At 64.4% G+C, this 26,999-nt stretch carries 27 protein-coding genes, 1 tRNA gene and 1 other RNA gene; 7 read left to right on the forward strand and 22 right to left on the reverse strand.

Features of this window, described 5'->3' with window-relative positions:
• The 9 genes from WFP36_RS09645 to rpsB form a co-directional block, all read right to left on the reverse strand.
• The coding region (locus tag WFP36_RS09645) for a hypothetical protein (RefSeq protein ID WP_336980058.1) at positions 1 to 194 on the reverse strand (194 nt) is incomplete at its 3' end.
• 251 nt (positions 195 to 445) lie between these two features.
• Positions 446 to 1,573 (reverse strand): RIP metalloprotease RseP, encoded by a 1,128-nt coding sequence (gene rseP, locus WFP36_RS09650; RefSeq protein WP_336980060.1) that lies wholly within the window; start codon positions 1,571 to 1,573, stop codon positions 446 to 448.
• A 3-nt stretch (positions 1,574 to 1,576) separates the two neighbouring features.
• Positions 1,577 to 2,731 carry a 1-deoxy-D-xylulose-5-phosphate reductoisomerase gene (locus WFP36_RS09655; protein ID WP_336980062.1) on the reverse strand — a complete coding sequence of 385 codons (1,155 nt, stop codon included), beginning with the start codon at positions 2,729 to 2,731 and terminating at the stop codon, positions 1,577 to 1,579.
• Positions 2,728 to 3,471 (reverse strand): phosphatidate cytidylyltransferase, encoded by a 744-nt coding sequence (locus WFP36_RS09660; protein ID WP_336980064.1) that lies wholly within the window; start codon positions 3,469 to 3,471, stop codon positions 2,728 to 2,730. Before WFP36_RS09660 ends, WFP36_RS09655 begins: the two co-directional genes overlap by 4 nt.
• A complete protein-coding gene (uppS, locus tag WFP36_RS09665) occupies positions 3,458 to 4,099 on the reverse strand; it encodes a polyprenyl diphosphate synthase (protein ID WP_336980784.1) in 642 nt (213 codons plus the stop codon). Before uppS ends, WFP36_RS09660 begins: the two co-directional genes overlap by 14 nt.
• Before the next feature lie 128 nt (positions 4,100 to 4,227).
• Entirely contained in the window at positions 4,228 to 4,785 is a 558-nt protein-coding gene (frr, locus tag WFP36_RS09670) for a ribosome recycling factor (RefSeq protein WP_336980066.1), read from the reverse strand.
• 24 nt (positions 4,786 to 4,809) lie between these two features.
• The gene (gene pyrH, locus WFP36_RS09675; protein WP_336980068.1) at positions 4,810 to 5,523 is read right to left on the reverse strand and encodes a UMP kinase; all 714 of its coding nucleotides are present in this window, start codon (positions 5,521 to 5,523) and stop codon (positions 4,810 to 4,812) included.
• 144 nt (positions 5,524 to 5,667) lie between these two features.
• Entirely contained in the window at positions 5,668 to 6,594 is a 927-nt protein-coding gene (gene tsf / locus WFP36_RS09680; protein ID WP_336980069.1) for a translation elongation factor Ts, read from the reverse strand.
• A gap of 87 nt (positions 6,595 to 6,681) precedes the next feature.
• Positions 6,682 to 7,473, reverse strand: coding sequence for a 30S ribosomal protein S2 (gene rpsB / locus WFP36_RS09685; RefSeq protein WP_336980071.1), 792 nt, complete (start codon positions 7,471 to 7,473; stop codon positions 6,682 to 6,684).
• 382 nt (positions 7,474 to 7,855) lie between these two features.
• Here rpsB and WFP36_RS09690 point away from each other — a divergent pair, with 382 nt between their 5' ends.
• Complete coding sequence (locus WFP36_RS09690; RefSeq protein ID WP_336980073.1) at positions 7,856 to 8,149, forward strand: hypothetical protein; 294 nt, start codon at positions 7,856 to 7,858, stop codon at positions 8,147 to 8,149.
• Here the strand turns inward: WFP36_RS09690 and WFP36_RS09695 are convergent.
• The 3 genes from WFP36_RS09695 to WFP36_RS09705 all read right to left on the reverse strand — a co-directional run bounded on the left by WFP36_RS09695 (position 8,088) and on the right by WFP36_RS09705 (position 9,998).
• Complete coding sequence (locus WFP36_RS09695) at positions 8,088 to 8,945, reverse strand: CDP-alcohol phosphatidyltransferase family protein (protein ID WP_419716627.1); 858 nt, start codon at positions 8,943 to 8,945, stop codon at positions 8,088 to 8,090. The genes WFP36_RS09690 and WFP36_RS09695 overlap by 62 nt on opposite strands.
• Complete coding sequence (locus tag WFP36_RS09700) at positions 8,942 to 9,694, reverse strand: phosphatidylserine decarboxylase (protein ID WP_336980075.1); 753 nt, start codon at positions 9,692 to 9,694, stop codon at positions 8,942 to 8,944. The genes WFP36_RS09695 and WFP36_RS09700 overlap by 4 nt, the downstream gene beginning before the upstream one ends.
• Before the next feature lie 218 nt (positions 9,695 to 9,912).
• Positions 9,913 to 9,998: transfer RNA gene (locus WFP36_RS09705), tRNA-Tyr, on the reverse strand.
• Positions 9,999 to 10,160: 162 nt separating this feature from the next.
• Between WFP36_RS09705 and rlmB the strand changes: the two genes are divergently transcribed.
• Together rlmB and WFP36_RS09715 are read left to right on the forward strand one after the other, a co-directional pair.
• Positions 10,161 to 10,958: a 23S rRNA (guanosine(2251)-2'-O)-methyltransferase RlmB gene (rlmB, locus tag WFP36_RS09710; RefSeq protein ID WP_336980077.1), complete on the forward strand. Its 798-nt coding sequence runs from the start codon at positions 10,161 to 10,163 to the stop codon at positions 10,956 to 10,958.
• Between the two features lie 16 nt (positions 10,959 to 10,974).
• Entirely contained in the window at positions 10,975 to 11,859 is an 885-nt protein-coding gene (locus WFP36_RS09715; protein ID WP_336980079.1) for a hypothetical protein, read from the forward strand.
• Positions 11,860 to 11,994: 135 nt separating this feature from the next.
• On the opposite strand, the gene WFP36_RS09720 is transcribed toward WFP36_RS09715, so the two are convergent.
• Together WFP36_RS09720 and lon are read right to left on the reverse strand one after the other, a co-directional pair.
• Positions 11,995 to 12,267, reverse strand: coding sequence for an HU family DNA-binding protein (locus tag WFP36_RS09720; protein ID WP_054529503.1), 273 nt, complete (start codon positions 12,265 to 12,267; stop codon positions 11,995 to 11,997).
• A gap of 251 nt (positions 12,268 to 12,518) precedes the next feature.
• Positions 12,519 to 14,909: an endopeptidase La gene (lon, locus tag WFP36_RS09725; RefSeq protein WP_336980082.1), complete on the reverse strand. Its 2,391-nt coding sequence runs from the start codon at positions 14,907 to 14,909 to the stop codon at positions 12,519 to 12,521.
• Positions 14,910 to 15,234: 325 nt separating this feature from the next.
• Here lon and WFP36_RS09730 point away from each other — a divergent pair, with 325 nt between their 5' ends.
• The 3 genes from WFP36_RS09730 to aqpZ all read left to right on the forward strand — a co-directional run bounded on the left by WFP36_RS09730 (position 15,235) and on the right by aqpZ (position 17,857).
• On the forward strand, positions 15,235 to 16,011 hold the full coding sequence (locus WFP36_RS09730; RefSeq protein WP_336980084.1) for a helix-turn-helix transcriptional regulator: 777 nt from the start codon (positions 15,235 to 15,237) through the stop codon (positions 16,009 to 16,011).
• Positions 16,012 to 16,336: 325 nt separating this feature from the next.
• Entirely contained in the window at positions 16,337 to 17,056 is a 720-nt protein-coding gene (locus WFP36_RS09735) for an HPP family protein (RefSeq protein WP_336980086.1), read from the forward strand.
• Between the two features lie 102 nt (positions 17,057 to 17,158).
• Positions 17,159 to 17,857, forward strand: a complete 699-nt coding sequence (gene aqpZ / locus WFP36_RS09740; protein WP_336980088.1) for an aquaporin Z — start codon at positions 17,159 to 17,161, stop codon at positions 17,855 to 17,857.
• Positions 17,858 to 17,918: 61 nt separating this feature from the next.
• Here the strand turns inward: aqpZ and WFP36_RS09745 are convergent, their stop codons facing one another.
• The 6 genes from WFP36_RS09745 to WFP36_RS09770 form a co-directional block, all read right to left on the reverse strand.
• Entirely contained in the window at positions 17,919 to 18,260 is a 342-nt protein-coding gene (locus WFP36_RS09745; protein ID WP_336980089.1) for a YbaB/EbfC family nucleoid-associated protein, read from the reverse strand.
• A 35-nt stretch (positions 18,261 to 18,295) separates the two neighbouring features.
• Positions 18,296 to 20,107, reverse strand: a complete 1,812-nt coding sequence (locus tag WFP36_RS09750) for a DNA polymerase III subunit gamma/tau (protein ID WP_336980091.1) — start codon at positions 20,105 to 20,107, stop codon at positions 18,296 to 18,298.
• A 37-nt stretch (positions 20,108 to 20,144) separates the two neighbouring features.
• Positions 20,145 to 20,239, reverse strand: an RNA gene (gene ffs, locus WFP36_RS09755) — signal recognition particle sRNA small type.
• A 79-nt stretch (positions 20,240 to 20,318) separates the two neighbouring features.
• Entirely contained in the window at positions 20,319 to 20,597 is a 279-nt protein-coding gene (locus WFP36_RS09760) for an ETC complex I subunit (RefSeq protein WP_336980093.1), read from the reverse strand.
• A gap of 34 nt (positions 20,598 to 20,631) precedes the next feature.
• Positions 20,632 to 23,130, reverse strand: a complete 2,499-nt coding sequence (gene hrpB, locus WFP36_RS09765; protein WP_336980095.1) for an ATP-dependent helicase HrpB — start codon at positions 23,128 to 23,130, stop codon at positions 20,632 to 20,634.
• A 197-nt stretch (positions 23,131 to 23,327) separates the two neighbouring features.
• On the reverse strand, positions 23,328 to 24,338 hold the full coding sequence (locus tag WFP36_RS09770) for a polyprenyl synthetase family protein (protein ID WP_336980097.1): 1,011 nt from the start codon (positions 24,336 to 24,338) through the stop codon (positions 23,328 to 23,330).
• 99 nt (positions 24,339 to 24,437) lie between these two features.
• Here WFP36_RS09770 and WFP36_RS09775 point away from each other — a divergent pair, with 99 nt between their 5' ends.
• Positions 24,438 to 24,737: a chorismate mutase gene (locus WFP36_RS09775; protein ID WP_336980099.1), complete on the forward strand. Its 300-nt coding sequence runs from the start codon at positions 24,438 to 24,440 to the stop codon at positions 24,735 to 24,737.
• Between the two features lie 150 nt (positions 24,738 to 24,887).
• Here WFP36_RS09775 and WFP36_RS09780 read toward each other — a convergent pair whose 3' ends face one another.
• Together WFP36_RS09780 and WFP36_RS09785 are read right to left on the reverse strand one after the other, a co-directional pair.
• Positions 24,888 to 26,201 carry a sensor histidine kinase gene (locus WFP36_RS09780; RefSeq protein WP_336980786.1) on the reverse strand — a complete coding sequence of 438 codons (1,314 nt, stop codon included), beginning with the start codon at positions 26,199 to 26,201 and terminating at the stop codon, positions 24,888 to 24,890.
• 109 nt (positions 26,202 to 26,310) lie between these two features.
• Positions 26,311 to 26,988 carry a response regulator transcription factor gene (locus WFP36_RS09785; protein WP_054529494.1) on the reverse strand — a complete coding sequence of 226 codons (678 nt, stop codon included), beginning with the start codon at positions 26,986 to 26,988 and terminating at the stop codon, positions 26,311 to 26,313.
• Positions 26,989 to 26,999 lie beyond the last annotated feature (11 nt).

Below are 26,999 nucleotides of genomic sequence, written 5' to 3' on the forward strand. Positions count from 1 at the left end.
TCCTTCAGCGCCTGGTCGGCCGCCGCCTCCGTATACTGACCGCCCACCCGCAGCTGGATGTAGCTCAGGATCGTCTGGGCCTCCAGACGCTGGGAGCCCGTGACCACCATCGAACGGATCACCTGCCCGGTGGGCTGTGCAGCCACCGCCGGTGCCGGACTGGCCGGTGTTTCCTGGTCTTGCGCAGAAGCCACCACAGGGTGACCCGCCAGGATAGTGCCGCCGAGCAACGCCGCAGCGATCTTCGGTGCAGAAAATTTCTTGCCCTTAAGGCCCATGTCCCGTCCAATCTTCGACACGGTGTTTCTCGTCCCCTGACGGCCAACCACCGTCGTTTGTCGCTGGGTTATCCCCGACGACACATGACCGCCGCCCTTGCCCGATGCCGTGTCGCCAATCAAGCAAATGTCCGGTGAAATGGGCTGGTCTGCCGTCCTTTCCCCGCTCAACTTCCAAACAAGGGCAGCGAAGCGATATCGTTGATGGTCACGAACAGCATCAGTGCGAGCACGAAGGCCACGCCGGTGCGGAACGCCCATTCCTGACTGCGCGGACCGATCGGCTTACGACGGACCGCTTCAGCCGCGTAGAAAGCCAGGTGCCCGCCGTCGAGTGCTGGAATTGGCAACAGGTTGATGAATGCCAAATTAATTGAAATCATCGCCACGAAAGAGACGAAAGCCAGCGGCCCAAGGCTGAGTTGTTCGCCCGAAAACTTGGCGATCTTGATCGGTCCGCCAAGGTCCGAAACGGGGCGATCTCCTGCGATGATCTGGCCCAGCCCGATCACCATCATCCGTACGATATCCACGCTCTGCCCGACGGCCAGCGTAACGGATTCCCCGATTCCCACCGGCTCGAACGCAAAGGCGCTGGAAAAGACCCCGATCCGCCCCACCTTGGAGACATTGCCGAACCGGTCGGCCTCTTCGCTCGCCGCAATCTTGACGGGGATTTTCACGAGATCGCCGTCACGCTCGACGCCCACGACGATCCGCTTGTTCGGATAGAGCGCCACCCGGTCCACGATGTCCTGGAACCGCGCGACCTTTTCTCCGTCGATCTCGACGATCCGGTCGCCGATCTTCATCCCCGCCTCGCGCGCGGGCGATTGCGGCGCGAAGTTCTGCACCATGTTGGACTGCGCCGGATCGGCCGGAACCGGCTTGCCATAAGCGAGATTGAACGCAGCGAAGATCGCCACTGCAACCAGCAGATTGGTCACTGGGCCTGCCGCCACGATCAGCGCGCGCTGCCACAGGGATTTCGCCTGGAAGGTCTTCCGGCGTTCCTCATACGGCAGGGCGAGCCATTCCGCGCTGGGCTGACTGGCGGGATTCATGTCGCCCGCAAACTGGACATAGCCGCCCAGGGGCAGTGCGGAAATCCGCCAGCGCGTGCCGCGCCGGTCAGTCCAGCCAGTCAGTTCCTTGCCGAAGCCGATCGAGAAGACATCTGCCTTAACCCCGAACCAGCGACCCACCAGATAGTGGCCAAGCTCATGGACCGTGACCAACGGCCCCAGCACCAGAAGGAAACCGACGATCCACATCCAGAAAGGCGGGGAAGCCATTATTCAAGCATGCTCCAGCAATTCGCGCGCAATCGCGCGGGTTTCGGCGTCCACTGCCAGTACATCCTCCAGCGTGGCGGGTGCAGCAGGGATAGCGCGTGATAGCATCCTGTCCACCTTTGCCGAAATTTCGGTGAACGCTATCTGACCAGCGAGAAATGCTTCCACGGCCACTTCGTTGGCCGCGTTGAGCACGGCAGGCGCAGCCCCGCCCGCCTGCACCGCCTCACGCGCCAGGCGAGTGGCGGGAAAACGCTCCTCATCCGGAGCGAAGAAAGTCAGCTGGCCGATAGCGGGAAGATCGAGCGGCTTGCAGGGCGTGTCCATCCGTTCCGGCCAGGCAAGGCAGGATGCGATGGGCACGCGCATGTCGGAGGGGCCCAACTGCGCGAGCGTCGACCCGTCGCGATATTCGACCATCGAATGGATCACGCTCTGCGGATGAACCACGATCCGCAACCGGTCGAGCCCCACGGGGAACAGATGATGCGCCTCGATGAATTCGAGGCCCTTGTTCATCATGGTGGCAGAATCGATCGTGATCTTGGCCCCCATGGACCAATTGGGATGCTTGAGCGCCTGCTGCGGCGTGGCCGCGCGCAACTGCTCCATCGACCAGTCGCGGAACGGCCCGCCGCTGGCCGTGAGCGTGATCCACCTCACATCCTCGATGCGATTGCCCTGCAGGCACTGGAAGATCGCATTATGCTCGGAATCGGTTGGCAACAGCGTGGCGCCGTATTTCTCGACCTCTGCCAGCAGGATGTCTCCCGCGGAAACCAGCGCCTCCTTATTGGCCAGCGCAACCACCCTGCCCTGCCGGATCGCGGCCATGGTGGGCGCAAGGCCGGCACAACCCACGATCCCGGCGACTGTTACATCCGCCCCGCGCGCGGCAGCCTCGCACAATGCGTCCGGGCCGGCAGCAGCCTCGATCCCGCTTCCGGCCAGAGCCGCGCGCAATTCGGGCAGGCGCGCCTCATCGGCCACCACTGCCACTTCGGCGCCGAATTCGACGGCCAGTGCCGCCAGTTCCGCTGCCTTGCCATTGGCCGTGAGTGCCACGACGCGCCACTTGCCTTTCTCGCGCCGGATCAGGTCAAGCGTGGAAGCGCCGATGGAGCCGGTCGCACCGAGAATAGAGATGGAGCGGGTCACAGGGCCACCGTCGCATAGATAAGAGAACCAAGGCCCGCGATGATCGCGACCGGCAACAGACCGTCAACCCGGTCGAAAACCCCGCCGTGCCCCGGAATGAGCCTGCTGGAATCCTTGACCCCAGCCTTGCGCTTGAGCCAGCTTTCGAGAAAATCCCCGGCCTGTGCCGCAATGGCCAGCACCGCGCCAATCCCCGCTCCCGCCAGCATGGCAAGCCAGGGAATGCCCGGCTTTTCAGGCGAAAGCGCTGAAGCCGCCAGCACCACGAAGCCGAGCGCGAGCGCGCCGAACAGGCCGGCAGCGATCATCCCTCCATACAGCCCTTCCCAGGTCTTGGACGGGCTGATGGAAGGGGCGATCTTGCGCTTGCCGAATTTGCGGCCGCTGAAATAGGCCCCGGTATCGGTGAAGATCACGATGCCCACGACGATCGCGACAAGGAAGGACGGCAAAACGATCAGCGAAACCGCCGCCCCGCCGACATAGACCACGCCTGCTATCGTCCCCAGAATGCGACGCGCCGGGCTTTCGGTGGCCAGTTCTACCAGCTTCATCAATTCGATCAGCGTGGCGAAGGAGACGGCGGCGATGAACAGATCCAGCACCGGCCCGCCGAGCCAGAAGGCCGCACCGGCCACCAGCAGCATCACCAATGCTGAAATCACTCTGACCCGGAGGTCGGATTTCGGCTTTGCGGGTTGCGGCTCCCGCGCCTCGCCGGTCACGTCACCGTCCGCCAAAGCGCCGCTCCCTGCCGGCAAAGACGGCGAGCGCCTGTTCCAGATGGGCGGGAGTGAAATCCGGCCACAGCACGTCGGTGAAATACATCTCCGCATAGGCGGCCTGCCACAACAGGAAGTTCGACAGGCGAACTTCGCCCGAAGTACGGATCAGAAGATCGAGCGGCGGCAGATCGGCCGTATCGAGGCGGGCCGCGATGCTCTCAACGCTGACTTCGCCTTCGGCTGCGGCCTGTGCCGCCGCACGGGCGATTTCCTGCTGCGATCCGTAATTCAGCGCGACCGCCAGAGTGATGCTGCCGCCGCTGGTCTGCTCGAGCGCATCTTCGAGCATGGCGACAATATCCGGCTCCAACGCCTTATAATCGCCAATGATCTTCAGGCGTACGTCATTGGCGATGAATTCCGGCAGATCGCCCTTGATGAAGCGGCGCAGCAGCCCCATCAGGTCGGAAATCTCATCCTGCGGACGTTTCCAGTTCTCCGAAGAGAAGGCATAGAGAGTCAGGCATTCCAGCCCCATCGAGCGGGCAGCACGCACCAGGCGCCGCACCGATTCCACGCCGCGTTGATGGCCGACCGCGCGCGGCAAATGCCGTTTCTTCGCCCAGCGGCCATTGCCGTCCATGATGATCGCGACGTGGCGCGCCCCATGCGCGGCGCGCGGTCCGTCCAAGCTGGACGGAGCCGCAGCACAACCCTCGCCATCGCGCCTCTCGCCCTCGCTCGCGGCGAATGGAGAGGAGGACTGGTCCATCACTGGCCGAGGATTTCCTTTTCCTTCTGGGCGGCGACGTCGTCAGTCTGCTTGATGTACTGATCGGTAAGCTTCTGGACATCGTCTTCGGACCGCTTGCGCTCGTCCTCGCCGATTTCCTTCTTCTTCTCGTCTTCCTTCAGGGCTTCCATCCCGTCGCGGCGGACGTTGCGGATCGCGACCTTGGCCTTTTCGGAATATTGCCCGGCAAGCTTTGCCAGTTCCTTGCGGCGTTCCTCGGTCAGGTCCGGGATCGGCAGGCGGATCGTCTGCCCGTCGGTCATCGGATTGAGGCCGAGCCCGGCCTTGGCGATGGCCTTTTCCACCGGGGTCATGTTCGACCGGTCCCACACCTGCACGCTCAGCATGCGCGGTTCGGGGGCCGAAACGGTCGCCACCTGGTTGAGCGGCATCATCGCCCCATAGACTTCCACCTGAATCGGATCGAGCAGCGCCGTGTTGGCGCGGCCGGTGCGCAGGCCCGCCAGATCGCCCTTGAGCGATTCCACCGCGCCAGCCATGCGCCGTTCGAGATCTGCCTTGTCGTACTTAGCCATTGTCAGGGCTTCCTCAGATTACCGTCATTGCACCGTGGTCTGCACGCCCTCGCCCGCCAGCACGCGTGCGAGATTTCCCTGTTCGCGGATCGAGAAGACCACGATCGGAATATTATTGTCGCGGCACAGGGCCACGGCGGAGGCGTCCATCACCTTGAGATTGTCGGCCAGCACCTTGTCATAGCTGACCTTGTCGAAACGCACAGCATCGGGATTGCTCTTGGGATCGGAATCATAGACCCCGTCCACGCTCGTCCCTTTCAGCAGCGCATCGCACTTCATTTCCGCCGCGCGCAAGGCTGCGCCGCTATCGGTCGTGAAGAAGGGGCTGCCGACGCCGGCGGCGAAAATCACGATCCGGCCCTTTTCCAGATGCCGTTCGGCCCGGCGGCGGATCACCGGCTCGCACACCTGGTCCATCTCGATTGCCGATTGGACGCGGGTGTGAACACCGACCTGTTCGAGCGCGCTCTGCATCGCCAGTGCATTCATCACCGTGGCGAGCATGCCCATATAGTCGGCCTGTGCGCGGTCCATTCCCTGCGCCGCACCGGCCATGCCGCGGAAGATATTGCCCCCGCCGATCACCAGGCAGATTTCAAGGCCGGTTTCCTTGGCGGCCTTCACTTCCTTCGCCAGTTCCAGCACGAAGGAAGGATCAATCCCGAACTGCTGATTGCCCATCAGCACTTCGCCCGAAAGCTTCAGAAGGACACGTTTGAAGCCGGGTTTGGACATGGGATCGAAAACTCGCAAATTGCCTGGGCGCCGCTCTTATAGAGCGACAGGGAGCGCTGCCAAGGGGTGGGCACGCCTTGACCGGGTATGAAAATCCCCGCGCGGCACGGGCCGCGCGGGGACAATCTCTTAGCAGTAAGGGACTTAGCCCGCGACTGCGGCGGCGACTTCGGCAGCGAAGTCGCTCACTTCCTTCTCGATGCCTTCACCGAGCTGGAAGCGGACATAGTCCTTCAGGACGATCTTCGCGCCGGCGTCCTTGCCCGCCTGATCGACGACCTGCTGGATCGGGGTCTTGTTGTCCATGACGAAGACCTGCGAGAGCAGAGCGTTTTCCTTGGCGAACTTGGCAATCGCGCCATCGACCATCTTGGCCTGCACTTCGGCCGGCTTGCCGCTTTCGGCAGCCTTTTCCTCGGCGATCGCGCGTTCGCGGGCGATCAGTTCCTGGTCCAGGCCATCGGCGTTCAGCGCCAGCGGGAAGGCGGCGGCGATGTGCATCGCCAGCTGCTTGCCGAGAGCTTCGAGCGTTTCAGCCGGAGCCGAGCTTTCGAGCGCCACGAGCACGCCGATCTTGCCGAGGCTCGGCGCGACCGCATTGTGCATGTAGGGCACGATCACGCCTTCGCTGACCGAAACGGTCTTGAGGCGGCGGACCTGCTGGTTTTCGCCGATGGTGGCGACATTGTTGGTCAGCTTTTCGCCAACGGTGCCGCCGTCGGGATAGGCAGCAGCCTTCAGCACTTCGACATCGTCGCCGTCCACGCCCAGCGCGACCTGAGTGGTCTTGCGGACGAAGTCCTGGAACTGGTCGTTCTTGGCAACGAAGTCCGTTTCCGAGTTCACTTCGACGGCAACGCCGCGAGTGCCTTCAACGGCAACGCCGACCAGACCTTCGGCCGCAGTGCGGCTCGACTTCTTGGCAGCAGCAGCCAGGCCCTTGGCGCGCAGAGCGTCGACGGCAGCTTCGATGTCGCCATTGGTCTCGTCGAGAGCCTTCTTGCAGTCCATCATGCCGGCGCCCGAGCGTTCGCGCAGGGCCTTCACGTCAGCGGCGGAATAAGCAGCCATTGTTCTGTCCTCTTGAATGTGCCGTTGGCACCGGGCCAATCGACTGGCCCGGCGCGCTAAACGGCAATTATGCCAGTTCGGTTACGCTCAGGCCGAAGCTTCAGCGCCGGCGTCCGCTTCCACGGCAACTTCGGCAATTTCTTCAGCCGGCGGAGCGTCCATCGCACCGATGTCACGGCCCGAATCGACAACGCCTTCGACATTGCCCTTGGTCGCCGCCTGGGCGATCGCGTCGCAATAGAGGCGGACGGCGCGGCTGGCGTCGTCATTGCCCGGGATCGGGAAAGCGATGCCCGAGGGATCGACGTTGGTGTCGAGCACGGCCACGACCGGGATACCCAGCACGTTGGCTTCCTTGATAGCGAGCTGTTCGACGTTGGCGTCGATCACGAACATCACGTCCGGAATGCCGCCCATGTCACGGATGCCGCCCAACGAAAGCTGCAGCTTCTCGTGCTTGCGGGTAAGGTCGAGGATTTCCTTCTTGGTCAGACCCGAAGTGTCGCCCGAAAGCTGTTCCTCGATCGCCTTCATCTTCTTGATCGACTGGCTGATCGTCTTCCAGTTGGTGAGCATGCCGCCCAGCCAGCGGTGATTGACGTAATACTGGCCGCTGGCGCGGGCCGCATCGGCGATCGGTTCCTGCGCCTGGCGCTTGGTGCCGACGAACAGCACCTTGCCGCCATTGCGGACGGTACCGGAAACGAATTCAAGCGCGCGGGCCATCAGCGGCACGGTCTGCGACAAGTCGATGATGTGAACACCGTTGCGGGCGCCGAAGATATACGGCTTCATCCGCGGGTTCCAGCGGTGGGTCTGGTGGCCGAAGTGAGCGCCGGCCTCGATCAATTGGTGCATGGTGACGGTAGGAGCCGCCATAGGTAATTCCTTTCCGGTTGTTCCGCTGGAAGGCTGGAACCGGGCGGAGATCCCGCCAACGGCACCGGTATGTGCGCCTTCCATGTGAATTTGCCCCGGCGCAGAGCGACGAAAATCCGACGCTTTATGCCTGAGCGGGCCGCCCCTTAGCTCCGTTCTCCGCCAAAATCCAGCATGAATCCCTCAATGCCGCCCCGGCAAAAGCAACGGAGCCCAAAAAGCATGCGCAGATCGCGCTTGACATTTTGGAACAAATAGGGAACATTGTTCCCATCGAGCCCGGAGAGGGGTGCGACTCAATCTTCTTACCACTCTCCACGGGTTATCCACAAGCCTTCCACAGCCCTTTCCCGGCTCTGGAGCCATGAATGGAGCGGTTTCGATGACGCTTATTGCCCTTGCCCTGCTGTTCGCGGCCGCCGGCCTCGTCTCGCTTGCCGTTCTTGCCCAGGCTTACGCACGCGGCATCGCCGCATTCGCCATGCTGCGCCACGCGCTCGCCAATTGCGAAGATGTGGTGGTTGCGCGCTTGCGGGTGATCGAACATCGCCCGGCACCGCTGCGCCTCATCCAACTGGCCGGGGCCGGGATGGCCGGCACCAAGGCTGCCCGCGTCAGCCCTGCTGACCGGCAGCCTCCCGTTCAGCGGCTTGACGAACTGCTCGCTGCCGCCTGATCCGGCCGTAGCTGACGATGCCCCAGGGCATCAGCGCGAGATAGACCACGCAGATTGCCGCCAGCGTCCACCAGGGTTCGGTCAGCAAGGCGGCGAAAGTAATCCCGACCAGCGCAATCACGCCCAGGCGAACGCTTCGACGCGGACGCAACGAAGTCCAGCTCAGCGTGGCGATGTTGGAAATCATCAGGAAGCCCATGGCCGCGACCCACAGGGCGACCAGAACCGGATGACGGAAAGTTTCCTCGCCACTCGCCATCCAGAGATAGAGCGGAACGAAGGCCAGGCCTGCCCCCACCGGCGCGGGTACGCCCGTGAGGAAGCCAGCGGACTTGTGCGGCTGATCGTCCATGTCGATGCGCGCATTGAAGCGAGCGAGGCGCAGCGCACAGCACAGGGCGAAAAACAGCGCCGCAAACCAACCGAAGCGCGGCAGGTCCTGAAGCGACCACAGATAGAGAATCAGGGCCGGCGCCATGCCGAAGGACAGCGAATCGGACAGGCTGTCGAGTTCCGCACCGAAACGGGACTGCGCCTTGAGCAGGCGGGCGATACGCCCGTCGATCCCGTCCAGCAGGCCGGCCAGCACCACGGCGAATACCGCGCGTTCCCAATCGCCATTGATTGCGAAACGCACCCCGGTAAGCCCGGCGCAAAGCGCGGCAGCAGTGATCGCATTGGGCAGGACCGCCCGCAAAGTGAGCCCTCGCGGACCGCCAGGGGCAAGCGCCCGCTCGCCTTCCGACGCCTTGGGGCCGACCGGTTCGAGCGAATCGCTGTCGCCCGGGCCGCTCACTGGCTGACGCCCTCGATCAGCTGGCGCTTGCCGATCTCGGCCAGCACGGTTTCGCCCGCGACGACCTTCTGGCCCATCAGCACCTTGGGATCGGTGCCCGCAGGCAGATAGACGTCCACGCGGCTACCGAATCGGATCAGGCCGACGCGCTGGCCCACCGCGAGCATGTCGCCGGGCTTCACGAAGGACACGATTCGTCGTGCCACGAGGCCGGCGATCTGGGTAAAGCCGATCTGCAGACCATCGGCCCGCTCGATCAGGATGTGCTGGCGTTCGTTTTCCTCGCTCGCCTTGTCGAGATCGGCATTCATGAACTTGCCGGGAATATAGATCACCCGGCGCACCGTGCCGCCCACCGGGGCGCGGTTGATGTGCACATCGAACACCGACATGAAGATCGAGACGCGCGTGACCTTTGCCCCGCCCAGCCCGCGCGAGCCGCTGCCATCGTCCATCTGCAACTCGATCGGCGGCTCGACTTCCTGAATCAGCGTGACGAGCCCGTCCGCCGGGGCAACGATGTAGCTATCGTCCTGCGGCACGACGCGTTCGGGATCGCGGAAGAAGGCGAATACGCCCAAAGTCAGCAAAACCAGAGGCCATCCGACGATCTCCCAATCGAGTCCGATCAGGAAGACCAAGCTGATCACGGCAGCGATCAGCCCGAATTTGCGACCCTCGGGGTGAATTGCGGGCCAACCCCACGCAGCTTCGCCCCGGCCCTTATTGTCCAATATTTCTCCGGCCATGGACGCCTCCTACGGGTTAGCGTGCAGCCCTACAACCCATGTTGGGCGCCGCTGCGCTGTTGCAAGACGATAGCGAAGCCTGCCCTGCCTATGCGGCCTGCGCCCGCGTCTCCGCGCCAAGGCGCCTCGACTCCGACCAGCATCGAAGCTGCGCTTCGAAACGCTGGTTACCCATGGCAATGCCCTGGGCGATAGTGATCGTCTCTTGAAGGCGGCGGTGGTGGACAGGGCTGGATTCGAACCAGCGTACGCTTGCACGGGCAGATTTACAGTCTGCTGCCTTTAACCACTCGGCCACCTGTCCACACCATTGCCGGTGCCGGGTTGCCCCGGAATTTGACCCTTCAAGGAAGGGCCGGTCCGGCCGAGAGGCGCCCCAATGGCGAAGCGACGCTTGCCTGTCAATGGGGCGACTGGCAGGAGCGCGAGGAAGATTTCGGCGAAGGGCGTCGATAAGGGAGTAAAGATGGCGAAGCATGGGGAAAAGCGGGCGTTGCGTGGGCGTGCCGGGCGGATGCAGGGCGGGCGCGGCAGCGGCCGGGCGTCACAGGGTTATGTCCGCCTGTGGGGCCGCCATGCGGTGGAAGCCGCACTGAAGAACCCCGAACGGCGCCATCGCAAGCTGTGGGCGACCCGCGAGGGAATCGAATCACTCGACGGCGAATTGCCCGCAGATTTCCCGCTCGAATATGCCGACGGGCAGGATCTGGCCCGGCTGGTCGCGCGCGATGCACCGCATCAGGGGCTGGTGCTGGAATGCGAGCCGCTGGAAGACCTGCACCTGGATGAAGTGCTTCAGGGCGATCCCGCCCGGCCGCTGGTGGTGCTCGATCAGGTGACCGATCCCCATAATGTCGGCGCGATCCTGCGCTCTGCCGCAGCCTTCAATGCCTGCGCGGTGGTCACGCAGGACCGGCACGCCCCGCCCGAATCCGGCGTCGTGGCGAAGTCGGCCTCCGGCGCGCTGGAAATCGTGCCCTGGGTGCGCGTGGTAAATCTCTCCCGCGCGCTCGAGGAAGCGGCCGAGGCCGGATATTGGCGCATCGGCCTTGCCGGCGAGACGGATGCGACCCTGGCGCAGGTCCTGCCGACGGGCCCGGTCGCGCTGGTTCTGGGCGCCGAGGGCGAAGGGCTGCGCGCGAATGTCGCCGCCCATTGCGATGCCCTCGCCCGCCTGCCGATCAGCAACCAGATGGAAAGCCTCAACGTATCCAATGCCGCCGCGATCGCGCTCTATGCGGTCGCATCGCGCGAAATGGCTTGATCGAAGGAACAGGGCAATGACGGCAATGACGGATATCGGCAGGGCGGCCCGCACGGCGCGCTCCGCAATTCTGGCAGTGGGGCTTGCCCTGATGTTGACGGGCTGTTTCCTCTCGCCCGGCAAGTTCGATTCGGCACTGGACCTGCGCAAGGATGGCAGCTTCACCTTCACCTATAAGGGCGAGATCTACGTTCTCGGCCTGAGCAAGCTGGCGGAAATCGGCAATGAGGTCGGGGGCGACCCGGCTTTCGAGCAGTCGGCCTGCTATGACGAGGACTTCAACGAGGAAGAGTGCACCGCTGAGGAAATCGAGCAGCAGAAGCGGGACTGGCAGCAGAATCTGGAAGACAAGAAGGCCGAGGACTCCCGTAATGCCAAGGCATTCGGCACGCTGTTCGGCGGGATCGACCCCACCGATCCGGCGGCAGCGGAAGAACTGGCCGCCAGCCTGCGCCGCCAGCATGGCTGGAACAGCGTGGAATATAAGGGCGACGGGCTCTACGTGGTCGACTTCGCCGTCACCAGCAAGCTGGCCCATGATTTCACCTTCCCGGTGCTGGAAGGGTCCGCGCTGACCAATAATTTCGTGATCGCCAATCTGCGCGACGGGGGCGTGGTGCGCGTGGATGCACCGGGCTTTGCCGTGCAGTCCAGTTCCCCCAGTTCGTCGAGCGGGCTGCTTCAGGCCGCATCGCTTTATGGATCAGACGCCTCTCAAGTTGAGGGCGCGCCCAAGATTCCCGAGCTGAACGGCACTTTCACGCTGACCACGGATGCCGCGATCCTGGCGAACAACACCGATGAAGGCCCGCAGGCTTCGCCCAGGGGGCAGCAGCTCGTCTGGAAGATCAGCCGCCGGAGCACCAATGCGCCGATGGCGCTGATCCAGCTGGCCAACTGATCCGCATTTCCTGCCGCGCCGCCCCGCTGAGGGGCCCGGCGCGGCGGAACGCAGACAGAAAAAAGCCGCGCCTGCACATGGCAGACGCGGCTTTTTCTTACGGCCGCGAGGCGTTGCGGCCGTATGGAAGTCCGCTTAGTTGACGGAGTCCTTCAGACCCTTGCCTGCCTTGAACTTCGGCTGGCTGGAAGCCTTGATGGTCATCGGTTCGCCAGTGCGCGGGTTGCGACCGGTCGAAGCCTTGCGCTTGGCAACCGAGAAGGTGCCGAAGCCCACCAGACGGACTTCATCGCCCTTGGCGAGCGCTGCAGTGATCGTGTCGAACACGCCTTCCACTGCCTTGGTTGCGTCACTGCGGGAAAGGCCGCTGGCGTCGGCAACTGCGCCGATCAGTTCGTTCTTGTTCATCGTAAAGGAACCCCCTCTGAGATGTGCCGGAATTGATATGGTTTTGAATCGCCTCTCGGGTGGGCGTGAATTGAGCGATTTTTGCCCGTCCTGTCAAAGGCAAAACAGGCGCAAAAGCGCGGTTTTTTCACAATTGCAGCTTGGATTGCGGCGAGTTGAGGACAAGTTCGCGTCACAAGTGTGGCCATCCCCCGTCACATCGATGACGTGACGGGGGCAAATCGCCTCGAATCGCCCGTGCCGGGCGAATCTCAATGAGCGGTGGCGGAGGTCCCGGAACCGACCGGAGCGGGAGCCGGCTGGCTGGCCAGATCGTCTTCCTCGCTCCATTCGATCGGCTGCGGCTTGGCGGTCAGCGCCCGTTCCAGCACCTGGTCGACATGGCTGACCGGGATGATCTCCAGGCCCTGCTTCACATTTTCCGGAATCTCGGCCAGATCCTTGCTGTTCTCTTCCGGGATCAGCACGGTCTTGATGCCGCCGCGCAGGGCCGCGAGGAGCTTTTCCTTCAACCCGCCGATCGCCAGCACCCGCCCGCGAAGAGTCACTTCGCCGGTCATCGCCACATCCGGGCGCACCGGAATGCCGGTGAGCGAGGAGACGATCGAGGTCACCATGCCGATACCGGCCGAAGGACCATCCTTGGGCACCGCCCCTTCGGGCAAGTGGATGTGGATGTTCTTGCGCTGGAAGATCGAAGGCTTGATGCCATAGGCAGGCGCCCGCGCCTTCACGAAGCTGAAGGCGGCCTGCACGGACTCGTTCATCACTTCGCCCAGCTTGCCGGTGGTCCGCACCTCGCCCTTGCCGGGCGTGGTCACGCTTTCGATGGTCAGCAATTCGCCGCCCACCTCGGTCCAGGCAAGGCCGGTGACTGCCCCCACCTGCGCCTCTTCATCCGAAACGCCGTGGCGATATTTGCGCACGCCCGCATAATCGGCGAGGTTTTCCGGCGTGATGGTGACGCTGGTGGCCTTGCCTTCAAGGATCGCACGCAGGCTCTTGCGCGCCAGCCGGGCGATTTCCCGCTCCAGCGTACGCACGCCCGCCTCGCGGGTGTAGTAACGGATAAGGTCGCGCAGGCCTTCATGGGTGAGCGTGAACTCGCCCTTCTTCAGCCCATGCGCCTTCACCTGCTTTTCGATCAGGTGACGCTCGGCAATCTCGACCTTCTCGTCTTCCGTATAACCTTCCAGCCGGATGATCTCCATGCGGTCGAGCAGCGGCTGCGGCAGGTTCAGGCTGTTCGCCGTGCAGACGAACATGATGTCCGAAAGGTCGATATCGACTTCCAGATAATGGTCCTGGAACTTGGCGTTCTGTTCCGGATCGAGCACTTCGAGCAGCGCCGCCGAGGGATCGCCCCGGAAATCCTGGCCCAGCTTGTCGATCTCATCGAGCAGGAACAGCGGGTTGGACGTGCCGGCCTTCTTCAGGTTCGACACGATCTTGCCCGGCAGCGAGCCGATATAAGTGCGGCGGTGACCGCGAATTTCGGCCTCGTCGCGCACGCCGCCCAGCGACTGGCGGATGAATTCGCGCCCGGTCGCCTTGGCGATCGACTTGCCGAGGCTGGTCTTGCCCACGCCCGGAGGGCCGACGAGGCACAGGATCGGCCCCTTCAGCTTGTTGGAACGGGCCTGAACCGCCAGATATTCGACGATCCGGTCCTTCACCTTGTCCAGCGCATAGTGATCCTGATCGAGCACGGCCTGCGCCCGGCCAAGATCCTTCTTGAGCTTCGACTTCTTGCCCCAGGGCAGGCCCAGCAGCACGTCGAGATAATTGCGCACCACGGTGGCTTCGGCGCTCATCGGCTGCATGGTCTTGAGCTTTTTCAGCTCGGTCAGCGCCTTGGCGCGCGCTTCCTTGGAGAGCTTGAGCTTCTCGATCTTGTCCTGCAGCTCGGCGACTTCATTGGCTTCCTCGCCATCGCCGCCCAGCTCGCTCTGGATCGCCTTGAGCTGTTCGTTGAGGTAATATTCGCGCTGCGTCTTCTCCATCTGGCGCTTCACGCGCCCGCGGATCTTGCGCTCCACCTGCAGGACGGACAGCTCGCCTTCCATGAAGCCATAGGCCATTTCCAGCCGCTTCATCGGATCGCGCTCGGTCAGCAGGGCCTGCTTGTCGGAAACCTTGGCGTTGAGATTATGCGCCACCATGTCGGCCAGGCGCGAGGCATCGTCGATCTCGGCCAGTTCCTGCTCGAGCTCTTCGGGCACCTTCTTGTTGAGCTTGGCGTATTCGGCAAACTGCTCAACCACGCTGCGCATCATCGCGGCCACTTCGGTGCCGCCGGCAAATTCAGGTTCAAGATGTTCGACCTGGGCGACCACGAAGCCACCTTCCTCGCGCAGGCCTTCCAGCTTCGCACGTTCCTGTCCTTCGACCAGCACACGCACCGTGCCATCGGGCAGCTTGAGCAGCTGCAGCACCTGGGCGACCACGCCCACGTCGTAGAGATCGTCACGCTCCGGATCGTCGCAGCCGGGGTCAAGCTGGGCGACAAGGAAGATGTCCTTGCTGCCGGCCATCGCTTCTTCAAGCGCCGCGACCGACTTCTCGCGCCCGACGAACAGGGGCACGACACTGCCGGGGAAAACGACGATGTCGCGCAAGGGAAGCAGGGGGTAGAGGTTCATTGCGCCGGTATATCCAAATTTCTGAGGCGCCGCATAGGGCGCAGGGAAGGATTTCCCATCATTTAACCGGGAATATGGGTAGGCACCTTGCCCACTGCAATGGGGCGGCGCCATTCATGTTCCCGATTGGTTTCCTGTCGAAGTTGACATAGTTGACACTGTTCAAGGGAAACATTGCGCTTCCCCGGCATGGCCGGGGGATAGGGATGGAAAAGGCCTGAAAGCTGGGCTTTTGCGAGCATGGCGGCACCCTGGCACAGACAGGGCCCTGTAGGAAAATCCTATTACGCTTCGTGGGCCGCATGCCCGGTGCTATCTTGGCGGAATGACCAGGGGGAGAGCGGCACTCGCCATTTCGCAGGGCGTCAGCGTCTGGCTGCTCGAAGCGCCGGACGGCTTTGGCGAGGCGGGATTCCATGCGCATCATGCGATCCAGATCACCGCTTCCCTCTCCGGCTCGCTGACTCTGGCGACGCGGGAGCACTCGCTTTCCGGCACAGTCCTGGCCGTCCGCGCCGGGGCCGCGCACCGGCTGGAGGCCCATGGCCTGCTGGCTTTCGTCTTCGTGGAGCCGGAAAGCCGGATCGGCCGCGCGCTGACCCAATCGCTGTTCGGCACGGCGGATATCGTCCCCCTCCCCGATGAGGTCCGCGCTGTCTTTGCCCCCGATGCCGAACATTTGCTCGAACGGGCGGACCGCCCCGCGATGCTGGCACGCGGAGAGGCCGCGATCCGCCTGATGGAGCCCGGCCTGCCCGCCGTGGAGCCCGATCCGCGCATAAGGCGCATCATCGATACGGCCACGGCCCGGCTCGACCGGCCGCTTTCGCTGAAACAGGCGGCTGAGGGGATCTATCTTTCCGAAAGCAGGCTGCGGCACCTGTTCGTCGAGCAGACGGGCCTGCCCTTCAAGACCTATCTCCTGTGGCTGCGGCTGGTGCGCGCGCTGGATATCTATTCGGAAGGCCAGTCCCTCACCGAAGCGGCCCATCTGGCGGGCTTTTCGGATTCCGCGCACCTCAGCCGCATCTTCCGCCGAACCTTCGGCCTGCCGGCCACGACGCTCACGCGAATTCAGCCCTTGCGTTCAAGCGCGGGCTGAAGCGCGTGCCTATCCGGTCCTCCTCACTTGAGAAACGAGGAGAAGCACCATGACCGACCAGACCACGAAGACCGAAGACCAGCGCTGCAAGCCCAGCTGCACCTGCAAGGATTGCAAGTGCGGCCCGAACTGCCGCTGCGGCAAATGACCTACCGGGACGGGAAGGCCGCGTCCTTCCCGTCCACCCGGCGCGGGTGAGCCTGCGCCACCCGAAAACTTGACGTGCGTGACAGGATCGCTAGGGCGCGCCGGTCGTTTTTCTTGCGCATGAGGCTTCCCGAAGATCGCCGTACGCACTGCGATTTCCCGATTCCCCACCCAGCCCATGCTAGCCCGCATCCTCCGCAGCACGGCCGCGCTCGAGCGCCAGCCCGCCTTCGGCCATCTCGGCTGGCTGCGCGGCGCGCTGGGTGCGGCGCTGGGCATCTTCCTGGCGGGCGCCGTAACTTACGCCATCGTCGGCATGACGGGCGGCATCATCGGCATGGGCGCCCTGCCCTGGCTGGTCGCGCCGCTTGGCGCATCGGCCGTGCTGGTGTTCTGCGTTCCCGCGAGCCCGCTGGCCCAGCCCTGGCCGGTAATCGGCGGAGACCTGCTTTCCGCGCTGGTCGGCCTTGCGGCGGGCCACATCTTCGGCACGCCGTGGATCGCAGCAGGCGCGGCAGTCGGCACGGCCATTGCGGTGATGACGCTCACTCGCTGCCTCCACCCGCCGGGCGGCGCCTGCGCCCTGCTCTGCGCGCTGGGCGCCACCGGGCCGGAACATTGGACCTATGCCCACATGATCCCCTTTGCGGCCAATGTCGGCACGCTGGTGCTGGCGGGCTGGCTCTACAACAATTTCACCGGCCACGCCTGGCCCCACGCCATGCCCAAGCCGCCTGCGCCGGCGAACGAAACGCTCTATCGGCGCGAAGACCTCGACGCGGTGCTGGAAGACTGGGACGAATTGCTGGACGTGGATGCCGACGATCTCGACGCCCTGTTCCAGGCCGTTGAACGCCGCGCGCGCAGCCGGGCAATCTCGGGCGGCAGCAAGCGATAAGGGCGCCTCTCGGCGGCCCTGCCGGGATGGTGAAGATTTCATTTCGCGCCAGGCCCCAGGCAGAGTTACCTTCCCCTCTTCAACAGGAGAGGAGAAATGGACATGACCAGGAAATTGGCTGCCGAGCTTATCGGCACATTCTGGCTGGTGTTCGGCGGATGCGGATCGGCAGTTCTGGCCGCGGCCTTCCCGGAACTGGGGATCGGCTTTGCGGGCGTGGCGCTGGCATTCGGCCTTACCGTGCTGACCATGGCCTATGCGCTGGGCGGCATTTCGGGCGGCCACTTCAACCCCGCCGTTTCACTCGGGCTGGCAGTGGCCAACCGCTTCGGCTGGAAAGAGCTTATCCCCTACTGGATCGCGCAGGTGGTGGGCGCGGTGATCGCGGGCGCGGTGCTCTACGCCATTGCCAGCGGCAAGCCGGGCTTCGAAGCAGGCGGCTTTGCCTCCAATGGCTTCGATAATCTGTCGCCCGGCGGCTATTCCATGCAGGCGGCCCTGATTATCGAGATCGTGCTGACCGCAGGGTTCCTGATCGTGATCCTGGGCGCGACGTCCAAGGCGGCACCGGCGGGTTTCGGCGGACTCGCCATCGGCCTGGCGCTGACGCTGATCCACCTGATCTCGATCCCGGTGACCAACACCTCGGTCAATCCCGCCCGCTCCACCGGCGTGGCGCTGTTCGCCGAAACGGCAGCCATGGGCCAGCTCTGGCTGTTCTGGGTTGCGCCGCTCGCCGGTGGCGCATTGGGCGCGCTCATCTGGCGCTACCTGCTCGCTTCAGAAGCGACCGAAGGCTGAAACGGAACCGCCCGGCGATCCATGCCGGGCGGGCCCTTTTTCCCAAGAATTACGAAGCGCCTCAGCCCATACCGGGCAGGTTGAAGCCCGGCGGCAGGCCCATGCTGCCCTGAATCTTCTGCATTTCCGCATTGGCCGCCTGATCGGCCTTGGCGCGGGCATCGTTGAAAGCGGCGGTGACGAGGTCTTCCAGCATCTGCTTGTCGTCCGGCACCATCAGGCTGTCATCGATCGAGACGCCCAGGATGCGGCCCTTGGCGGTGCAGCGGATCTTCACCAGCCCGCCGCCGGAAACGCCTTCCACCTCGATATTGTCGAGCGTGACCTGCGCGTCATTCATCTGCTTCTGGATCGTCTCCGCAGCCTGCTGCGCGGCCTTGAGCATTTCTTCCATCGATTTCATGGCATTACCCTTGGATATTCAGTCTGTTTGCTAAATCAGCGACGGCCCCACTGGCGCTGTCCGCCAGATTGCGGGGCCTCTTCCTCCACCAGTTCGGCGGTGGGAAACACTTCGAAGGCAGCCTTTACCAGCGGCGCCTCGCGAATGCGGCGGATTGCGTTGGACTTCGCGTTCTCGACCGTTTCGACAAGAGTGGATTCCCCACCCTGCTCCACGCGTTCGATGTCCCAGCGCTCACCGGTGATCTTGTGGAACGCATCGCGCAATTCGGCGGACAAATCCTCCTTGAAAGGAGGCGCCAGCGAATAGACCAGCCGGCCCGGCGCGATCTCCGCCACGCGCACCTGCAGCTTCATCTTGTTGGCCAGCGTCATATGGCCAGGCAGGCCCGAATGCTCGACCCGCTCGACCAGTTCCGCCCAGTTGACGGCCGGAACGACCACCCGCGCCTGCGGAGCGCCCTCGCCCCCGGAAGCGCCGGAGGGGGCCACCGCACCGGCGAACGCGCCGCTGGCCGCCATATCCTCCAGCTTCTTCGCCAGAGTGCCCGGATCGGGCATGTCGGCCGCATGCATCACGCGCAGCAGCGCCATCTGCACCGCCACCAGCGGATCGGGCGCCTGCCGCACTTCGTCATGGCCCTTGAGCAGCAATTGCCACAGGCGGTGAATCTGGCCGGGGCTGAGCTTTTCCGCCCATTCCTCGATCAGCGCGCGTTCTTCCGCGGTCGCCGCCTCGCCGCCGCTGCGGCCGACCTGCGCGACCGTGATGCGGTGGCAGATATCCATGAGCGAACGCATCAGCGCGAGCGGTTCGACGCCAAGCGAATATTGATTGTCGACCAAAGCCAGCAGGCCCTGCGGATCGCCGTTCAGCAAAGCGGCAAACAGCGTACGCAAGGCGCTGCGGTCTGCCAGGCCAAGCATGTCGCGCACACGCTCGCCCGTGACCTTGCCGCCCGTATCGAGATCGGCATGGGCAATCGCCTGATCGAGGATCGACAGCCCGTCTCGCACCGATCCTTCGGCTGCGGCGGCAACCATGGCCAGCGCATCGTCTTCCGCCTCAACGCCTTCCTTGGCGCAGATTCCGGCGAAATGGTCCTTGAGCAGCGGCGTGGGAATGCGGCGCAGGTCGAAACGCTGGCAGCGGGAAAGGACCGTGACCGGCAGCTTGTCCACTTCGGTGGTGGCGAAGAGGAACTTCACATGCGCAGGCGGTTCCTCAAGAGTTTTCAGCAACGCATTGAACGCATTGCGGGAAAGCATGTGAACTTCGTCAATGATGTAGATCTTGTAGCGCGCCGAGACGGCGGCATAGCGCACTGCCTCGATGATCTCGCGCACATCGTCCACACCGGTATGGCTGGCAGCGTCCATCTCGATCACGTCGATATGGCGGCCCTCGGCAATCGCGGTGCAGGGTTCGCACTGGCCGCAAGGCGAAATGGTCGGCCCGCCCTGCCCGTCCGGCCCGACGCAGTTGAGTGCCTTGGCGATCAGACGCGCGGTGGAAGTCTTGCCCACCCCGCGCACGCCGGTCATCAGGAAGGCATGGGCCAGCCGGTCGCGCGCGATGGCATTGGCCAGGGTCTTCACCATCGCATCCTGCCCGATCAGCTCGGCAAAGGTCTGCGGGCGATATTTGCGCGCCAGCACGCGATAGGGCTGCGCGGCGACGGATTTGGGTGCGGCGGGAGCGGAAGCCGCTGCGGCGGCGACCGGCGCAGGCTTCTCCGGCCCGGAATCGACCGGCCCGCCAAACAGCGCGGATTGGCCCGCGGCCTCAAGCTCCGCAGCTGAGGGCTGCGTCTCTTCCTCGCCGTCGATGTGGGGTGAATCGACCATGGGCCCTAGGTAGGGGGTCGGCGCCGAATTGTCAGTGATAAAAGGAGCCGGCCGACCCGCCGCTGACCGTTGTGGCTGCTTCCTTCCGGACCTGACCAGGTTGGCGGACGCAAACGTCCGACCGACTCCCGGGCGGGCATATGGCGGGGATCGATCAGGATTTCAACACTTCTCGTCATCCCGCCATTTCAGGATGACGACCAGTGCCAAATTACCTGAAATTATCCGCGTAAGCCTGAAGCTTCAGTGCGCGCGGCGGGGTCGCATGGACGCGGGCGGGAATGCCGTGCTTGGCGGCATAGGCCTGCGCCTCTTCCTTGTTGGGGAACTTCAGCTGCACCTGCTGCTGCGTGTCGCCGCTGCCAGCCCAGCCCATCAGCGGATCGGGCTTCTTCGCCTCCGCCGGATCGAATTCGAGAATCCACTGGCCAAGCAGGGCCTTGCCAGACTGCATGGCATTCTTCGGGCGTTGGTAGATGCGTGCGCTCATGGAAAAGAGCCTTTCGTCAAAAGCGCGAGTCGAATCAAGTGCGTGTTGAAGCGTTGAAGGCGTTCTTCGTTTTCAGGCTGGGCGCCTCGGTCCACGGTTCCTCGGGCCAGCGGTGCTTGGGATAGCGGCCCTTCATGTCCTTCACCACGTCGCGCCAGCTGCCGCGCCAGAAGGCAGGCAGGTCGCGCGTGGCCTGAACCGGGCGTCCGCCGGGGCTGGTAAGCTGAAGCAATAGCGGCTGCGGCGGCTGGCCGATGGTCGGGTGCCGGTCCAGCCCGAACAGGGCCTGCACCCGCACTTCCACGCTGGGTCCGCCATCGGCATCGTAATCGATCGCATGATGCGTGCCGGCCGGGCTGGTCCATTCGCGCGGGGCCAGCCGATCGAGCTTCTGGCGCGAATCCCAGTCCAGCCGATTGAGCAGTGCCTCGGTCAGCGCGCCCCTGGGCAGATCGAGATCGCGGCGCTTTTCCAGCAGCGGGGCGAGCCAGTCATCCGCCTCGGCCGCCAGAACTTCCAGCGAAAGCGCCTCAAGCCCGGCGTGGCGCGCGCGGGCCATCAGGGTTTTCGGCAGGATATCCGCCAGCTTTTCCCGAGCCTTATCCACAAGCAGCGCGGCAACGGCCACAGGGTCCGGCTTGGGATCGGGGCCACTGGCGAGCGTGATCGCACCCAGCCGCCGTTCCAGCCGCGCCTCAACCCGGCCTTCCGCGGCATTCCAGTTGAGGACGGAGCGCCGCTCGATCATGCGGGCAAGGTCGCGTTCCACTTCCTCGGCAGTGAGCGGCCATGCGGCCGTGATCCGCGCTGCCTGTGCCCTGCCCTGCGCATCGCCGATGGCCAGCCACTCGGCGCGCGCCAATGGGGACGCCGGATCGAGCGTGTAGCCCCGCCCGCCCGCGCTGATCCAGCTCTCGCCCGAAGCATCGCGGCGGCGGGCGAGATTGTCCGGCAGGGCGCGGGCGAGGAGGACGCCGAGGTCAATTCCCGTCCGGGCTGAGCTTGTCGAAGTCCCGTTCTTCTTTTCAGAAGAAAAATGCTGTCCTTCGACAGGCTCAGGACGAACGGAATTCAGTGCAACAGCCCGCTTCGCCCAGCCATCGGCCAGCTTGCGCGAAGCCTCTGCGCGGGGGGAACGGTCGCCGTTCCAGCGCGACAGGCGCTGCGCCAGATCCTCGCTGCGCCCGCCCAGCCCGCGTTCCTGCAACAACAGCGCCAGCCGCGCCGCGCCGCGCGCGTCGCCTGCCTCGGCCCCGAACAACACCATGGCGGCCAGCGGCGGCTCCATCGGCAATTGGGCCAGCTTGCGCCCGAAATCCGTGATCCGCCCTTCCCCATCGAGAGCGCCCAGCGCCGCAAGGCGCCCGCGCGCGGCGGAAAGGGCGGCGGCGGGCGGCGGATCGATCCACGCCATCGCCACCGGATCGCCTGCACCCCATTGCGCCAGCGCCAACACCAGCGGAGCGAGGTCCGCCGTCAGCATTTCCGGCGGATCGAAGGCCGGACGCCCGGCATGAGCGCCTTCTTCCCACAGACGATAGGCCACGCCCGGCCCCTGACGCGCCGCGCGGCCTGCGCGCTGGGCAGCCGATGCCTGGCTGGCGCGCGTGGTGACGAGATGCGTCACGCCCGCCGCAAGATCGAACTCTGCCCGGCGCGCCAGCCCGCTATCGACGACGACCGACACGCCATCCAGCGTGAGCGAGGTTTCCGCGATGGACGTGGCCAGCACGATCCGGCGGCGGCCTTCACTGTCCCGCTTGATCGCAATGCGCTGCCCCTGCGGCTCCACCTGTCCATGCAGCGGCAGGATCGGGACATTGGACAGCTTTTCGGCCAGCCTTTCGCGCGTGCGTTCGATCTCCCCCACGCCGGGCAGGAAAGCAAGGATATCGCCCTGCTCCTGCCGCCAGGCAGTAAGAATGGCGGAAGTCATCGCATCCTCGACACGCAATTCCGGGCGACTGCCCAGCCATTCGATCCGCAGCGGATGGGCCTTGCCTTCGCTCTCCACCACTGGCGCATCGCCCAGCAGGCCCGCAAAGCGCGTGCCGTCAATCGTGGCGGACATGACGATCAGGCGCAAATCCTCGCGCAGCACTTGCTGGCTTTCCACCGCGAGGGCGAGGCCCAGATCGCTGTCCAGATGCCGCTCATGCGCTTCGTCGAACAGCACGGCGGAAATGCCCGCAAGCTCCGGATCGTCGAGAATCCGGGCAACGAAGATCGCCTCCGTCATCACCACGATCCGCGTCTTGCCGGACATCCTGCTGTCCAGACGCGTCAGATAACCCACGGTTTCGCCGGGCTTCTCGCCCAGAATTTCCGCCATCCGTTCAGCAGCGGCACGCGCGGCCACGCGGCGGGGGGACAACAGGATGATCTGGCCGCTGCACCAATCCTCCCCCAACAGCGCGGGAGCGACGGAAGTAGTCTTGCCCGCCCCGGGCGGGGCAATCAGCACTGCGGAACTGCGCGCGCGCAGGGCGCCGAGAAGCTCGGGCAGGACAGCGTGGATGGGAAGCTCGGTCACGCCCTGCCCATATCGTCATGCCGGGCTGGAGTGCATCTAATTTATCACCTGTCACCCCGGACCTGTTCCGGGGTCCAGCTTGCATATCATGCAAAGGCGCGAGGAAGGCCAAAGCGCGCAGCCTCTTGGGGCCGGTGCGGTTTGGCACGCATTTTCAGAAGCCGGACCCCGGAACAGGTCCGGGGTGACGGTTTGGATCAATACCCCCGCGAAACCGCGAATTGGGCTGCTTCCACCATGGCTTCGCGCGCCTTGGTGGCGGGGAAGATCGACAGCGCATCGATCGCGCGCTGGGCGAAGTGGCGTGCCCGCTCACGCGTGGCATTCACGGCGTCATGGTTCTGGATAAGCTGCACCGCATGGGCGAGGTCCGCATCGGAAGTGCGGTGCCCGGCGATGGCGGCGCGCCAGAAGCCCCGCTCTTCCTCATTGCCGCGGGCATAGGCCAGGATCACCGGCAGGGTCATCTTGCCTTCGCGGAAATCGTCTCCCCGGTCCTTGCCCATCTGCGAGGCATCCGCGGAGTAATCCAGCGCATCGTCGACAAGCTGGAAGGCAATGCCCAGATTGCGGCCGTAATCGTCCAGCGCCTGTTCCTCCGCCTCGCTGCGCTCAGCGACTACGGCGGCGATGCGGCTGGCGGCGGCGAAGAGCGCGGCCGTCTTGGAGCTGATGATCGAGAGATAGCGTTCCTCGCTCGTCTCGATCTGCCGCTGGGCGGTCAGCTGATCCACTTCGCCCTCGGAAATGACCGAAGAAGCGTTGGACAGGATTTTCAGAACCTTGAGGCTGCCATCCTCCACCATCAGTTCGAAGGAACGGGTGAAGAGGAAATCGCCCACCAGCACCGTGGCCGGATTGCCGAAGATGATATTGGCGGCGGCCTTGCCCCGGCGCATGTCGGACCCGTCGACCACGTCGTCATGCAGCAAGGTGGCGGTGTGGATGAATTCCACAGCGGCAGCCAGCTTGTGATGGCGCGTGCCCTGATAGCCGATCAGCTCCGCCCCGGCGAGCGTTAGCATCGGACGCATCCGCTTGCCGCCGCCGGAAATGAGATGGCCGGCAAGCGCCGGAATCAGCGGGATTTCGCTCTGCATCCGATCCAGGATCACTGCATTGACGGCGTTCATCGCCGTGGCAGTGAGGGACAGGATCGGGGCCAGCGACGGCTCCTTGCGGGGAAGCTGAATAACCTCTGCGCTCATGCGAGGTGCCCATGGAAGCAGACAGGCCGCTTGGCAAGCGTGGAATGTATGCTAGGGCCTGCCTGTTCCGCCCGCCAACCGTCCCAATCAGCGACAGCGATGACCAACCAGACCACACCCGATCCCGTCCTCGCCGGCTTCCGCAAGAGCATCGACAATATCGATGCCGCGTTGATCCACATGCTGGCCGAACGCTTCCGCATCACCAAGGCTGTGGGCGAATACAAGGCGACGACCAATCTGCCCGCGAGCGATCCGGGCCGCGAGGAACGCCAGATCGCCCGCCTGCGCACGCTGGCGACGGAAGCCGATCTCGATCCCGAATTCAGCGAGAAGTTCATCCGCTTCGTGATCGACGAGGTGATCCGCCATCACATGCAGGCGAAGAACGGGAAGTAAGTTTCCCGCTTCTTACCACATCCGCTCAGCCTGAGCCTGTCGAAGGACGCGCACCATGGGTTACCCCAGGATCAGCAACTTTCCCGTGTCCTTCGACAAGCTCAGGACGAACGGGCGTTGGTATTGGGGCCTATAGGGGCCAGATGAGCCCTAACCCACCCGCGGCAGGCGCAGTTCCACCAGCAGCCCGCCCAGATCCTCGCTCTCGCCCAGAGTGACGCTGCCGCCGTAGATTTCCGCCACGTCGCGCACGATGGCGAGGCCGAGGCCCGTGCCGGGCTTGCCGGTGTCCAGCCGCGCGCCGCGATCGAAGATGCGGATGCGCTCGCTTTCGGGAATGCCCATGCCGTCATCCTCCACCTGGATCAGGCATTCGTCCGATCCCGGTTCGGCGTCGATCGTCACGAACACGCTGCCGCCGCCATATTTGGCCGCATTCTCGATCAGATTGCCGAGGATTTCGTCGAGATCCTGCCGCTCGATGGCCACGCGCGCATTGCGGTTACCGGCAAGATCGAAGCGGGTCGTATCGTAAAGCCGGGTGACAGCGCGCAGCACTGCCTCCACGCTTTCACCGACATTGGCGCGCGAAAGGCCCACGGCGCGGCGGCCAACGGCGCGCGCACGGGCGAGGTGGTGGTCCACCTGACGGCGCATCACGGCGGCCTCGCGGATCACCGTATCGGCGAGATCGGGCGCCTTGGCGGTGGCAGCGTTCATCACCACTGTCAGCGGCGTCTTGAGCGCATGAGCAAGGTTGCCCGCATGAGTGCGCGCCTCTTCCGCCTGCTTTTCCGAATGGGCGAGCAGGGCGTTCAGTTCCTCCACCAGCGGCTGCACTTCCAGCGGCAGCGGATCGGTCACGCGGTTGGCGCCTGTCGTGCGCATGCGCTTGATCGCCAGCCGCACGCGGCGCAGCGGGCCAAGGCCATACCAGGTCTGGAGGCCCGCCATCAGGAACAGGCCCATGCCCAGCACCACGAAGCTCCAGAACAGGATCGAGCGAATGCGGGTGATCTGTGCATCGAGATCGTTGCGGCTGGCAGCGACCACGAACCACCATTCCGTATCGCTGCCGGGCAGCAGCACAGTGCGTTCCCTCACGCGCAATTTCTCGCCTGCGAACTGGTCGCTGTCATAGATGCGCGGCGCGGCAAGGAAGTGCGTGTAATCGACCTTGAGCGTGCGATCCCACAGCGAGCGCGAGGCGTAATCGTCATGCCCTTCGCCGCTGATCTGCCAGTAAAGGCCGCTGTTAGGCTCAAGAAAGCGCTGGTCGCCCAGCGGGCGGTTGAACAGCACCTCGCCATCCGGGCCGATCTCGACCGAGCCGACCATGGCAGTGAGCATGTAATCGAGTTGCTCGTCGAAATTGCGCGTGACCAGCCCGGTGAGCGTGCGATCCAGCGCAATGCCGCCCAGCAGCAGCAGGATGGTGATCCACCCCGCCGCAATGAACATCATGCGCCGGGCAAGGCTGCCCGTATGCGGCACGTCGCCCGAAGCAGCCTCCGCAACGACGGCGCCTTCCTCCGAGGCGGCACCTTCGGCAGGCGCCGTCATCGCAGGAGCGTCATTCGCGCGGTGCGTCTGCGGGGTCGTCGAGGCTGTATCCGAGGCCACGGATGGTCGTAATCACATCTGCACCCAGCTTCTTGCGAATACGGGTGACGAAGACCTCGATCGTGTTCGAATCGCGGTCGAAATCCTGATCGTAAATATGCTCGATCAGTTCGGTACGGCTGACCACCTTGCCCTTGTGGTGCATCAGGTAGCTCAGCAGCTTGTATTCCTGCGCGGTGAGCTTCACCGGCTCGCCGGCCAGTGTCACGCGGCCGGAACGCGTATCCAGCCGCACGTCGCCTGCGGTGAGTTCCGATGAGGCATTGCCCGAGGCGCGGCGGATCAGCGCACGCAGGCGGGCGATCAGTTCCTCGGTCTGGAAGGGCTTGGCGAGATAATCGTCCGCCCCGGCATCGAGGCCTGCGACCTTGTCGGACCAGCTGTCACGCGCGGTCAGCACCAGCACGGGAAAGCCCCGGCCTTCCTTGCGCCACATGCCCAGCACGGTCAGCCCGTCGATCTCGGGCAGGCCGAGGTCGAGGATCACGGCGTCGTAATCCTCCGTGCTGCCCATGAAATGGCCGTCTTCCCCATCGGTGGAAAGGTCCACGGCATAGCCGTTCTGTTCCAGCGTATTCTTGAGCTGCTGGCCGAGAGTGGGTTCGTCCTCGACGATCAGGATCCGCATCGCGTCATTCC

The organism is Fulverythrobacter fulvus (assembly GCF_037154085.1).
GTDB lineage: Bacteria > Pseudomonadota > Alphaproteobacteria > Sphingomonadales > Sphingomonadaceae > Andeanibacterium > Andeanibacterium fulvum.

Excerpts from the sequence above, each read along its gene's own strand:
- rseP (WP_336980060.1), bottom strand. The coding sequence starts at position 1,573 with ATGGCTTCCCCGCCTTTCTGGATGTGGATCGTCGGTTTCCTTCTGGTG.
- uppS (WP_336980784.1), bottom strand. The coding sequence starts at position 4,099 with ATGGACGGCAATGGCCGCTGGGCGAAGAAACGGCATTTGCCGCGCGCG.
- frr (WP_336980066.1), bottom strand. The coding sequence starts at position 4,785 with ATGGCTAAGTACGACAAGGCAGATCTCGAACGGCGCATGGCTGGCGCG.
- pyrH (WP_336980068.1), bottom strand. The coding sequence starts at position 5,523 with ATGTCCAAACCCGGCTTCAAACGTGTCCTTCTGAAGCTTTCGGGCGAA.
- tsf (WP_336980069.1), bottom strand. The coding sequence starts at position 6,594 with ATGGCTGCTTATTCCGCCGCTGACGTGAAGGCCCTGCGCGAACGCTCG.
- rpsB (WP_336980071.1), bottom strand. The coding sequence starts at position 7,473 with ATGGCGGCTCCTACCGTCACCATGCACCAATTGATCGAGGCCGGCGCT.
- WFP36_RS09690 (WP_336980073.1), top strand. The coding sequence starts at position 7,856 with ATGACGCTTATTGCCCTTGCCCTGCTGTTCGCGGCCGCCGGCCTCGTC.
- WFP36_RS09700 (WP_336980075.1), bottom strand. The coding sequence starts at position 9,694 with ATGGCCGGAGAAATATTGGACAATAAGGGCCGGGGCGAAGCTGCGTGG.
- rlmB (WP_336980077.1), top strand. The coding sequence starts at position 10,161 with ATGGCGAAGCATGGGGAAAAGCGGGCGTTGCGTGGGCGTGCCGGGCGG.
- WFP36_RS09715 (WP_336980079.1), top strand. The coding sequence starts at position 10,975 with ATGACGGCAATGACGGATATCGGCAGGGCGGCCCGCACGGCGCGCTCC.
- WFP36_RS09720 (WP_054529503.1), bottom strand. The coding sequence starts at position 12,267 with ATGAACAAGAACGAACTGATCGGCGCAGTTGCCGACGCCAGCGGCCTT.
- lon (WP_336980082.1), bottom strand. The coding sequence starts at position 14,909 with ATGAACCTCTACCCCCTGCTTCCCTTGCGCGACATCGTCGTTTTCCCC.
- WFP36_RS09730 (WP_336980084.1), top strand. The coding sequence starts at position 15,235 with ATGACCAGGGGGAGAGCGGCACTCGCCATTTCGCAGGGCGTCAGCGTC.
- WFP36_RS09735 (WP_336980086.1), top strand. The coding sequence starts at position 16,337 with ATGCTAGCCCGCATCCTCCGCAGCACGGCCGCGCTCGAGCGCCAGCCC.
- aqpZ (WP_336980088.1), top strand. The coding sequence starts at position 17,159 with ATGACCAGGAAATTGGCTGCCGAGCTTATCGGCACATTCTGGCTGGTG.
- WFP36_RS09745 (WP_336980089.1), bottom strand. The coding sequence starts at position 18,260 with ATGAAATCGATGGAAGAAATGCTCAAGGCCGCGCAGCAGGCTGCGGAG.
- WFP36_RS09750 (WP_336980091.1), bottom strand. The coding sequence starts at position 20,107 with ATGGTCGATTCACCCCACATCGACGGCGAGGAAGAGACGCAGCCCTCA.
- WFP36_RS09760 (WP_336980093.1), bottom strand. The coding sequence starts at position 20,597 with ATGAGCGCACGCATCTACCAACGCCCGAAGAATGCCATGCAGTCTGGC.
- WFP36_RS09770 (WP_336980097.1), bottom strand. The coding sequence starts at position 24,338 with ATGAGCGCAGAGGTTATTCAGCTTCCCCGCAAGGAGCCGTCGCTGGCC.
- WFP36_RS09775 (WP_336980099.1), top strand. The coding sequence starts at position 24,438 with ATGACCAACCAGACCACACCCGATCCCGTCCTCGCCGGCTTCCGCAAG.
- WFP36_RS09780 (WP_336980786.1), bottom strand. The coding sequence starts at position 26,201 with ATGATGTTCATTGCGGCGGGGTGGATCACCATCCTGCTGCTGCTGGGC.
- WFP36_RS09785 (WP_054529494.1), bottom strand. The coding sequence starts at position 26,988 with ATGCGGATCCTGATCGTCGAGGACGAACCCACTCTCGGCCAGCAGCTC.